General features: G+C 59.2%; 8 protein-coding genes and 1 pseudogene. 4 read left to right on the forward strand and 5 right to left on the reverse strand.

Translation table 11 applies throughout. The annotated features are described in order from the left end of the window. Positions 1–140 precede the first annotated feature (140 nt). The 4 genes and pseudogenes from HV711_RS32475 to HV711_RS32490 form a co-directional block, all read left to right on the forward strand. A pseudogene (locus HV711_RS32475) lies at positions 141–701 on the forward strand (c-type cytochrome); the annotation flags it as partial. 295 nt (positions 702–996) lie between these two features. Then, the gene (locus HV711_RS32480) at positions 997–1,308 is read left to right on the forward strand and encodes a DUF4148 domain-containing protein (protein ID WP_035484679.1); all 312 of its coding nucleotides are present in this window, start codon (positions 997–999) and stop codon (positions 1,306–1,308) included. 502 nt (positions 1,309–1,810) lie between these two features. After that, positions 1,811–2,320, forward strand: coding sequence for a universal stress protein (locus HV711_RS32485; RefSeq protein ID WP_175145626.1), 510 nt, complete (start codon positions 1,811–1,813; stop codon positions 2,318–2,320). A gap of 580 nt (positions 2,321–2,900) precedes the next feature. Beyond that, complete coding sequence (locus HV711_RS32490) at positions 2,901–3,116, forward strand: DUF2061 domain-containing protein (RefSeq protein ID WP_035484684.1); 216 nt, start codon at positions 2,901–2,903, stop codon at positions 3,114–3,116. Positions 3,117–3,227: 111 nt separating this feature from the next. On the opposite strand, the gene HV711_RS32495 is transcribed toward HV711_RS32490, so the two are convergent. From HV711_RS32495 to HV711_RS32515, 5 genes are all read right to left on the reverse strand, one after another. Beyond that, positions 3,228–4,097 (reverse strand): ADP-polyphosphate phosphotransferase, encoded by an 870-nt coding sequence (locus tag HV711_RS32495; RefSeq protein WP_035484686.1) that lies wholly within the window; start codon positions 4,095–4,097, stop codon positions 3,228–3,230. Positions 4,098–4,252: 155 nt separating this feature from the next. Beyond that, positions 4,253–6,625: an HAD-IC family P-type ATPase gene (locus HV711_RS32500; RefSeq protein WP_082201582.1), complete on the reverse strand. Its 2,373-nt coding sequence runs from the start codon at positions 6,623–6,625 to the stop codon at positions 4,253–4,255. A 451-nt stretch (positions 6,626–7,076) separates the two neighbouring features. Beyond that, complete coding sequence (locus HV711_RS32505) at positions 7,077–7,418, reverse strand: c-type cytochrome (RefSeq protein WP_035484690.1); 342 nt, start codon at positions 7,416–7,418, stop codon at positions 7,077–7,079. A gap of 10 nt (positions 7,419–7,428) precedes the next feature. After that, entirely contained in the window at positions 7,429–8,661 is a 1,233-nt protein-coding gene (locus tag HV711_RS32510; RefSeq protein WP_035484691.1) for a molybdopterin-dependent oxidoreductase, read from the reverse strand. 119 nt (positions 8,662–8,780) lie between these two features. Then, positions 8,781–9,290: a membrane protein gene (locus HV711_RS32515; protein WP_035484695.1), complete on the reverse strand. Its 510-nt coding sequence runs from the start codon at positions 9,288–9,290 to the stop codon at positions 8,781–8,783. Positions 9,291–10,042: the final 752 nt, after the last annotated feature.

Genomic DNA, 10,042 nt, shown 5'->3' on the forward strand with positions numbered 1-10,042 from the left:
GCCTCTGGCAAAGACGGTCGACGACTACGACGCGCTGCTTCCCTGGAAGCTGCCGGCCAACCTACGCTGATCCGCGTTCCCACCACATGTCACACGCTCCGTCACCTGAATGGAGGGGCGTCGCTGATGGACCGCATACCGTCAACACGCTCGCCGAACGTCTGCAGGGCTGTTTCCGATACAGCATGAACGGCAAAGCGCCGCCGCTCGGCGACCCCGTTCTGGTGTCGCTGGAGGCCTACGCTTACTGGCTAGCGAAGGGTGCGCCAGTCGGCGTGCCGATTCCCGGAAGGGGCTACCCAAAGCTCCCTCCTCCGACGTTGAAAGCTGACTACACCAGGGGCAGTCAGGTTTACGCACAACATTGCGCCTTATGTCACGGCACCGATGGCCAAGGCCAGTCGTCGAACGGGAAATCTGTCTTCCCACCGCTTTGGGGACCCCAATCGTTCAATTGGGGCGCAGGGATGCATGAGTTGCAAAACGCAGCAGGGTTTATCAAGGCAAACATGCCCCTCGGTCTCGGCGGTACATTGAGTAACCAGGAAGCATGGGACGTCGCGCTTTTCATGGATAGCCATGAGCGACCGCAGGACCCACGCTTCACCGGCTCGGTCGAAAGTACGCGCGCCAGATATCACAACTCCCCCAACTCGTTGTACGGACAAGTGGTGAATGGGCATGTCCTCGGAAGCCCATAACTTACTGTGGGGTAGCCACGCGTGCGACGGGCGGACGCGTCCTACTCCCAAAACATCCCGGCCAGGGTCACCGTCGGGTAAGTGGGACGGCAGTTTTTTAGTCCGACGCGTAGTTGGCAGACTGGAACCGCCGCTGCGCCGGTAAAAGCACGATATTGCGCGACTTGGTGACAGTGGCGCAGTCAAAGGCTTCCTTCAATCGCATCATCTTGGCTTAAGCATTCCTACCTTACCCTGTCTTCACCAGTTGCGAGCAGGCTTGTTCGCGACGGGAAAAACTGTGGAGGTACGAATCATGAAATCACTTCAAGCCGTCGTCATAGTCGCCGTGCTGGCGACACCGCTTGCTTCTTTTGCTCAGCAGTCGAATGCACCGGTCACCCGAGCAGAGGTGCGCGCCGAACTCGTGCAGTTGGAGAGAGCGGGATACACTCCAGCGAAACGTGACAACGCCACCTATCCAGCCGACATCCAGGCCGCCGAAGCCCGCGTCGCGGCACAGAACTCCGCGACCGAAGGCGTGGGCGGAGTGACGAGCGGTGCCGCACAGTCGGGTCAGCGCATTTCGGCCACTACGAGCTCCAACGCGCTGTTCCGGCACCACTGATGATGCGCAACGGTTCGTCCTGTGATGCTCAAAGGAGCTTAACAGGACGAGTCCGCCAAGACGGATAATGTTCCAACCTATAAGGCAAATTTACCCGACCGACCGCTCGATTCGCCTGCTTCCTCCGTGGTTTGTACGCGCTAATCGCCCGCCCCCCGCGTGCTGTCAACTTTCAGTAGCTAACACACTTCAACCCGCGTAGTGACAATATTTGGACAGGTTGCCCGAGGTCATTTCATTGACGCTCGGAGCAGCATGCTTGACCGATGCTGCGGGTCCGCAGCCGTGTCTCAATTCCATACGCTTCCGGAAACATTGCCGTGAACCGATCCACCTGCGGAGCGTCGTACATCGCGTACAGATAGAGCTGGGTCGTCCCACTGAGGCTTGATCTTGAGCAACTTCTGAGCGCCCGAGCATTCTATTCTGATTACATGAATTTGCTGGCAAGCAAATCCGGATGCGCTACAGGTCAAGTAGGCGATAGGCGAATACGATACCAGTGCTGCTGTCCGTCGGTAACAGTGACTCAGGGAACGAAATGTTCACACGCGTTATGGTGGGTATTGACGGCAGTCTGACGGCAGTTGCGGCACTGACCGAGGCGATCCAGCTCGCCACTGCTGAGAAGGCCGCCATTAGAGCTGTCAGCGTCGTCGAGCGCGTACCTGACATCGTCGGTCCGGGCCCTGGCTTCGTCGACTCGTCAGCGCTCGCACAATCGCTTCGCGACATTGCCCAGGCGGCGCTCGAGCGGGCGCACAATCTTTTCATATTGACCGGCCTCGTTGGCGAAACGGCACTGGTCAATGCAGGCGAAAGCGATGTCGCCTCAGTGCTGCTTCGCGAGTCGCAAACGTGGGGCGCCGAACTCATGGTTCTGGGCACGCATGCTCGCCACGGAATTGAGCGCGTCCTGCTCGGCAGTACCGCCGAATCGTTCCTGCGCATGTCGACTATTCCTGTATTGCTGATTCCGCATCCAAAGCACAACGAAGATCGCGTGCCATGAACCGGTCAGATAACAAGCGAGCGAGCCGTGTCCGATATGCGGATCCCCCACCTGTTTGGGGATCCGCAGCACTGGCTTCGATAGCGCACCTTAAGGGCCGGCGTCCCTTATCTTTCCAGCGTGGCCTAAGCTCGGGCATTGCGCCAGACGCAGGTCTGCCAGCGCGGCGCGACGGCGATGCCTGTCGATCTGGACCGGACCACGCACGCCTTCGACGACGCCCGAGATAGCCACATCAAGGCAGTGACAGCGAATGATCCCCATGATTCGCGGCAGCCCCAGTTGATGCGCAAACATCTCGCGACACAGCCCCGTTCCGAGAAGGTAATCTCGGGGCCCTCCCATCAGCCTCCAGGTGAAGACATGCCGCGCTTCGCTACACTGAAGGGCACCGCAATGACCCTGAGCGTTTCGTACGAAACAGTCCCTGCGGGAGCAAGCTTGCGATATCGAGCGCGCCGCACGAAACGCTCGAAGCAATCCATCCGTGGTTTACCGCCCAGCGTTTGGACCACGCGGCCCACGGTCACAATGCAGGACGGAAGCTGAGTCGGGACATTTGTACCCAGGAGGAACCAGCATGACACGAACCGTCAGCAGTCGTCGATCCGTGGTCAAAGCGATCACGTACCGTGTGCTGATTATGTGTCTGGACTTCGTGACGATTTATCTGTTCACAGGCACAACTCACGTGGCGATTGCTTTCATGATTGTCAGTAATGTCTATACTTCGATCGGCTATCTAGCGCACGAGCGGATATGGGCCCGTGTCGGGTGGGGTATCGGCGAGACATAGGCGTGCCTGTTCACATTGATTCGACCACGTTTTGAGTCCGCAGCACCCTTTCAGGTAGTTTCACCGTCGCACGCGTTGGCGCAAGCGATATGAGGGCGCGCAACATTGCCGTCACTTCGCAAGCCACGCGCGGATCGCCTGCAATTCCTGCCGTCGCTTTGCGGTCGTTTTTGGATAACTCATTTCCAGTCCCTCAAGCGTCTCCAGCACAATTGTGGAAACGATCAGCCGCGCGTTCTCCTTGTCATCGGCAGGAACGACGTACCAGGGTGCGTTCTGGGTGCTAGTTGCACTAAGGCACTCCTCATACGCCATCATGTATTGTTTCCAGAATTTCCGTTCCTCAATGTCCGCAAAGCTGAATTTCCAGTTCTTTTCCGGATTGTCGATACGTTCGAGGAAGCGCTTTCGCTGCTCCTCCTTCGAGAGGTGGAGGTAGAACTTTACGATGCGGGTACCGTTGACGTGTAGGTGCTTTTCCAGATCAGCGATCGAGCGATAACGGTCGTGCCAGACTGTCTTCTCATCGCGCCGTGCATCGAACAACCCTTCACCGCGGAGGATCTCCGGGTGGACACGGACGATCAGCACCTCCTCGTAGTAGGACCGGTTGAAGATGCCGATCCGCCCGCGTTCTGGTAGATCACGCGTGGTACGCCAGAGAAAATCGTGTTCCAGCTCGGCGGCGCTGGGATGTTTGAAGCTGAATACCTGGCAGCCTTGGGGGTTGACCCCAGACATCACGTGCCGGATAGCACCATCTTTTCCCGCCGCGTCCATCGCCTGGAAGATTAGCAGGATTGCAAAGCGGTTGGATGCGTAGAGGAGCTGTTGCAGCGCACTAAGCCGCGCGACGTGCTCCCCGAGCAGCATTTGATAGTGCTCCTTTGACGTGTAGAAGGGCTTTATCTTCGTCGGCCACTTCCGGAAATTGACCTCATTCCCTTCCAGCACCCGAAATTCGCTTGAACTGATTTGCATTCGTATCTCCCGTCTGCGCGGATCACGCAGGTCGCGTCCCTCGTTTTGAGTACGCAAGACCGAACTCGCTTGGCTGCAACATCTCATCCACTGATTTCTTGTGAGCCGCGCTAATACATGCGAAGTTGAGCCGTCAGGGTGGCTGGAATAACGTCCTATGCAACCCTGAGACGAGCGAACACGGGAATCTTCACCAATCCCATGAGCAAAGCGAAGAGGACCGCTGCGGCAAGTACGCCAGCCACCATTGAGACCGGTAGAGGCGTCATTGCCACCCCGCCAATCGCCAATGTCGCCGCGATCACGAGATCGGCAACTGACGATACGACGAGCCAGAGGCTTGGCCGGGCACCCCATATGTGATGCCGCTCACGAATCGCGTAGAGCATCGCCTGGCTACCGAAGACCAGAGCAATAAAGGCAACGGTTCGCAGTGCATCAGTTGCGAGGGCCATCTCAAATTTTCCGATGGCCAGCACTCCCATGCAGAAGGCTAACAGGCAAACGCCCATTGCAACACCCACGATCGTCAGGTTGCCAATACGCCAGGCATTTGGCCACGGCGAAGGCTGCACATGGTCCGTAGTCAACGACATGGCGAGAAAGTCGCCCGTGATCATCACAATGACCATCAACAGCGGGTTCAGGATCGCATGCCCGGTCATGATCAAGCCGAGTACAAGGAAAAGTACCGCCACGACCTTCTTGATAATGGAGTTCAACGTGTAGGTCAGGATGCGCTGGAACGTCACACGACCCTCCTTTACCGCTGCAACGATGCCCGCAAGCCCAGGTTCGGTCAGTACCATCCCGGCAGCCGATTTGGCAACGTCAGTTGCTGTCGACACCGCGATTCCGATTTGCGCCTGGCGTAGCGCCGGCGCGTCGTTGGCCCCATCGCCACACATGCCTACGGTGTGACCGCTCGCCTGGAACTCCTTGACGAGTTTGAACTTGTCCTCTGGCAACACGCCTGCGTAAACCGCAAACGCTTCCGGTTGCAAATTTTCGGGGATTGGACCGGGTGGACACGTGGCACCATCGAGTCCCACCGCTTGCGCCACTATGGCTGCGGTCGCCGGCGCGTCGCCCGTCACCATCACCACTCGCACACCCAACCCACCCAACTCCGTAACGAGCGCTGCTGAGTCTGAACGCGGCGGATCGCTGAGCGCGATCAGTCCTGCCAGCTTCATTTCCGCTTGCGGTCCCGCCGCGACGGCGAGGACCCGATAACCCTGCTGCTCGAGTTCGCTCGCCACCGCGTTTGCTGTCGGCGAAGATGCTGCAAGACCGGCGACCGTCGAAAAGGCGCCCTTTATTACCCGTTGCGTACACCCGGCTGAATCTTTTGCTGTCGCCTCGGACATCTTCTTCGTCGGATCGAAGGGTGTGAACTTGATCAAACTCGGCGCGTCGCGCCCAGCTTCCTTCGAGGCCGCGACCCGAATGGCCGCGTCGACCGGATCCTGCCCACCGTCCGCGCTAGCCAGCGCCGCCAGCGCCAGGACGTGTTGCTGATCGAAGTCGGGCATTGCCCGAACGGTGCTGACCGTGATCGCATTGAGTGTGAGTGTGCCCGTCTTGTCGGCGCACAGCACATCCATGGTTGCGGCTTCATCCACCGCCGAGAGGCGTGTCGGCAACACACCGTGCTTTGCTAGCGCCCGGGCGCCAAACGCGGCCGCAAGAGTGAAGGTTGCCGGCAGCGCCACCGGAATCGATGCCAGCACCGCCGTAAGGACTAGGGGCACGATCTCGCCAAGCGGCACTTTGAGGAAGTAGGCACAGCCCACCAGCATCACAATGACGAGACCATTGAATACCCCGAGATTGCGCACCACCTGGAGGACCGCCTTTTGCTGTGAGCTCACGACGCGGGCGGTACGGACAAGTTCGGCGGTACGGCCGAACTTGGTGTGCACGCCGGTCGCGGTGACCTCCGCCACCGCCTCGCCGCGCCTTACAAGCGCGCCAGCAAAAGTTTGGGCGCCTGCACCCGCTTCAATAGGTACTGATTCGCCAGTGAGCATCGACTGGTCGATCAAGACGCCTCCAGCGAGGAGACGCATGTCAGCGGCGACCACGGCACCGAGCGACAGCTTGACCACGTCGCCTGGCACCAGGTCAGCGGCGGGTACAGTCAGCCAGGTACCGTCGCGCAGGACCGACGCGGTCAGCGCCAACCGTGATTTCAATGCAGCCAGTGTCGCTTGGGCGCGGCTTTCCTGAAATAAACCGAGTGCCGCGTTAAACACGAGCAGACCGGCAATGACTCCAGCCTCAACGAATTTACCCAGCGCCCACTGGAGCACGATAGCAGATTCAAGCATCCACGGAACGGGCGCCCAGAATTTGTCTAGTGCCATGCGTAAAGGGTGCCCAGAAGTATCGGGGATCGAGTTAGGACCCGACGTTGCCAGCCGGCGACGAGCTTCATCGCCAGTGAGGCCATCGGCCAAACTCGCTGTCGTGGGATTGGACTCACCGGGTGTCGGCACGTTCGTTGCGGTAGGCGGACAAGGCATGTTTGGTGTACTCGTTGTCGCGGTGGTCCGCAATCCAGTTCAGCAACGTGGTGCTGGCTTACATTGCTACGCTGATCGGAGATTTCATGGAGGATTTCGAGAGATTGTCGATGGGCGACTCAATGCCCTCTTGCGTTGCCGGGCATGCCGTACGCAGTGACGCGTGCACGTCGACTGGTTGAACCCGGCCCACCCGCACGACTCCTCGAAGCATCCACAACTGCCTTGCGGGGCTCGCACGACAAGTCAGACTATCCTGGAAAATAAAGAAGGTGCTGCGAGCTTGAGTCCTCACGCACAGCAAAACGTCGACGCTGGATTCCCCCTTGATCAGCTCTTAGGCACTGCATCCAGCCCAGCACCGCCTCGGATCGACGAGAATGCAGAAAGAACTCAACCCGGCGGGATTCCGACGCTTCGTGTCACCGCGACCAACTGCCCGGCATTGGACCTACGGTTTTCCGTCTATCACCGTTAGATACCGTGCAATCGGTTCAATTTGATCAGCATCGAACGGCGCGCCGTAGGCCGCGCGCATCTTGGTCACCTCCGCCTTCCACTCCTGAAACGACAGTGGTGGTTGCCGGGTGACCATCCCCACGGAATGACAAATCACGCAATGCGCGTTAGCAAGATCTGCCCCCGTGCCAAGGGGGAATGCCTCCCTGCCATTCGGCAACGCAACGTCGACGGTACGGATCACAGCTGTGGCACCGGGCTTGTCCGGCCCGGCAACCGCCCATGGGCAGGCATAACTCGCGGATACCATCACAAACACCGCAAACGCTTTCATGATCCGTTCCTCACCCCGCGACGACGGTCGCGGATTCGACGACATTGCGCATGTAACCGCCGCTGTTCCAATTGGGCGTTTCCGGCTGTTCGATACCGTCGCTGTTCACGGCCTTCACCTTAAGCGCATACTGCCCCGATCGCCTAGGCGTAAAGGGGGCGTCCCAACGGCGAAAACTGTACTTGCCAAAGTCCCTTTCGAGGCGCGCCGGCACCCAGGATGATCCGCCGTCAGACGAAAAGAGAACCTTACGCACACCAGTGTCGCCACCGAATGCGATGCCCCTGATCATCTTCTGCTGCGCCACCTGCAACACCGAACCGTTGTCGACGTTGGTGAAGAATGACCGTGGCACCATCCGGTTGATGGGTATTGTCTTGACTCCGGACTGCCCCGGCCGGACGTTCGCATGAGGAGTATCCGGAATCTGGTAAGCCGTAGCCATCCAGAAGTTCTCGTCCGGGCGCGCGATAACCTCTATGTCATTGAGCATCTTCATCCAGTACGTCGAATACCAGCCCGGCACAACGAGTCTTAGCGGGAAGCCATTGAGCAGCGGCAGCGCCTGGCCGTTCATTCCGTAGGCGATGATCACTTCGCCGTCGCGGGCATGATCGACACTCAGTGTTTTGACGAAGTCCGGCGTCGCGGAGATCACCCCGGATTCAAGACCGTTGAACCGGACCTGAACCGCACCCGCCTTGACCCCTGCCCGATCAAGTATGTCCTTGAGTCGAACACCGGTCCACAGTGCATTGCCCATCGCGCCGTTGCCCCATTCTCCGCCTGCCACACGTGGATTGAAGAAGCCGCGCGAATTTCCCGCGCACTGGTTCACTGCAGCCACCTCTACGCGTGGAAAGTCGCTCATGATCTCACGGAGGCTCAGAGAGAGTTCGCGTTCGACCATCCCACGGACCATCAGATGGAAGCTCGCGCCATCGACGTGGGTCGGGATACTGGACAAATGCCAGCGCACGAAGAAGCGATCGTTCGGTGTGAACACACCATCGTCGAACACGGTGAACGGGGTCTCGAGCAAGGGGGGCCGGCTACGCACGAGAAGCATCTCACCTTTCTGGGGAAATGCACCGGTTAACTCCCGCACACCGTTTTCGAATGGCTGCGTGACCACGTTGGTTGCCCACGAGCGCTGGGCCCAGCTTCCACCGAAGCCCAGCAGCCCTCCGGCCGCCAGGATACGCAGCAACTCGCGGCGCCCTGCACCATATTTGTCGTCCATTGTGGTCTCCTTCATTATCCGCCGAAGTGTGCTTCGCCAGCTACGCATCCAGATCAGGTACTCCGACGCGCTCCAATCGTCCAAGCCCGGTTGGTTCACATCAACGCTGCCACAACCGACTATGGAAACGCGGGAATCGTTGGATCGGTACCCTCTACATCCGCTTCGGGATGGTGGCTCTTCACCAGTTGCTCGATTTCTTCGACACGATCTTTCTTCACGTCGACCATCATCAGCAACTCGCCGTTTTCGATCGCGTATTCAAACTGCTTGAGCCGGGTATTGGGAACGTCGACGCCGATCATCGTCGCGGTCCAAGCCCCGAATCCGGCACTCGCCAGCGTCATCAGCACAACGACTCCGCCGGCGATCGTTAGGCCAGTTGGCGGAAAGGCCATAGCGACAAGGCCCGCCAGCACGCCGGTAACGCCACCCGCCGCAACGCCGCGCGCGAGCGCCGGGATCAGATCGCTGCGCTGCGCCAGCGTCGCCTCCGGCAAATCCTCAAGCGGTACGCCTGCTCGGGCGAGCACGTGAACGTGGCGCCACTCGATCCGCTTGAGCAGTAGTTCGTCGATGATTTGCCTTGCACTCTGTACATCCGGTATCAGGAAATATATGCGCCTCATTTCGCCTCTCCTATCGGGATTACCCGAGACCCCGCATCGACAGCCCAACTGGATGCCGGTGAGCGCAACCACCTGTAAATATAGTCCGAATCCGTGGTGACTTAACCGGGAAACGACCACCGGTACCTGCCATATCCCCGGTTCAGGTTGCGGAGCGACAGTTCATTCGCTCTCGCCCGCCGCAAGCTCGCCATCTAGCACCGCCTTAGGGGTCTTTCCAGGAAGCACCACGCAGTCCTTCCTCCGGAAGGCGCCGATTCCCATACTTCTGACTGCATTCATCGAAACCACGAAGAGCGCCGGATGATCGTCTCACTCTGCATCCGAAGCCGCCAACACCGCCAGGACCATTGCCGTAACACCGACGCGGCCCCGATAATTCGGCAGCGGCGAACTAACTGGTCGTACGGAAATGTCCGGTCGCGCGTCACCTTTCGCGACACGCGTCGGCCAGTTTTCCGGTGCCTGAGCTTTATGAAGGTTCGCGACGTGATGTCTGTAGTGTTCCGCTCCCGCCTGTAGTTCTTCCAAGGATGCAAGCGGTCTTGGTCGCGCCGGAGCGATCACCATCCTGTACTGCTTCCGGTCAGGATCTGCGTCAAACACGACCCACTCCCGTTCCGGATAGTCAATCACTGGAAACGGCAATGTCCCAGGCGTAGTTGAAGGTTGAAGGCGGCGGTTCGCCAGTGGAATCCGAGAGAATCGGGTTTCCAGGACCAACCTCCCGAACAGGGAACCAAGGAGAACCG

The organism is Paraburkholderia phenoliruptrix (assembly GCF_902859825.1).
Classification (GTDB): Bacteria; Pseudomonadota; Gammaproteobacteria; order Burkholderiales; family Burkholderiaceae; genus Paraburkholderia; species Paraburkholderia phenoliruptrix.

Excerpts from the sequence above, each read along its gene's own strand:
- HV711_RS32480 (WP_035484679.1), top strand. The coding sequence starts at position 997 with ATGAAATCACTTCAAGCCGTCGTCATAGTCGCCGTGCTGGCGACACCG.
- HV711_RS32500 (WP_082201582.1), bottom strand. The coding sequence starts at position 6,625 with ATGCCTTGTCCGCCTACCGCAACGAACGTGCCGACACCCGGTGAGTCC.
- HV711_RS32510 (WP_035484691.1), bottom strand. The coding sequence starts at position 8,661 with ATGGACGACAAATATGGTGCAGGGCGCCGCGAGTTGCTGCGTATCCTG.
- HV711_RS32495 (WP_035484686.1), bottom strand. The coding sequence starts at position 4,097 with ATGCAAATCAGTTCAAGCGAATTTCGGGTGCTGGAAGGGAATGAGGTC.
- HV711_RS32490 (WP_035484684.1), top strand. The coding sequence starts at position 2,901 with ATGACACGAACCGTCAGCAGTCGTCGATCCGTGGTCAAAGCGATCACG.
- HV711_RS32505 (WP_035484690.1), bottom strand. The coding sequence starts at position 7,418 with ATGAAAGCGTTTGCGGTGTTTGTGATGGTATCCGCGAGTTATGCCTGC.
- HV711_RS32515 (WP_035484695.1), bottom strand. The coding sequence starts at position 9,290 with ATGAGGCGCATATATTTCCTGATACCGGATGTACAGAGTGCAAGGCAA.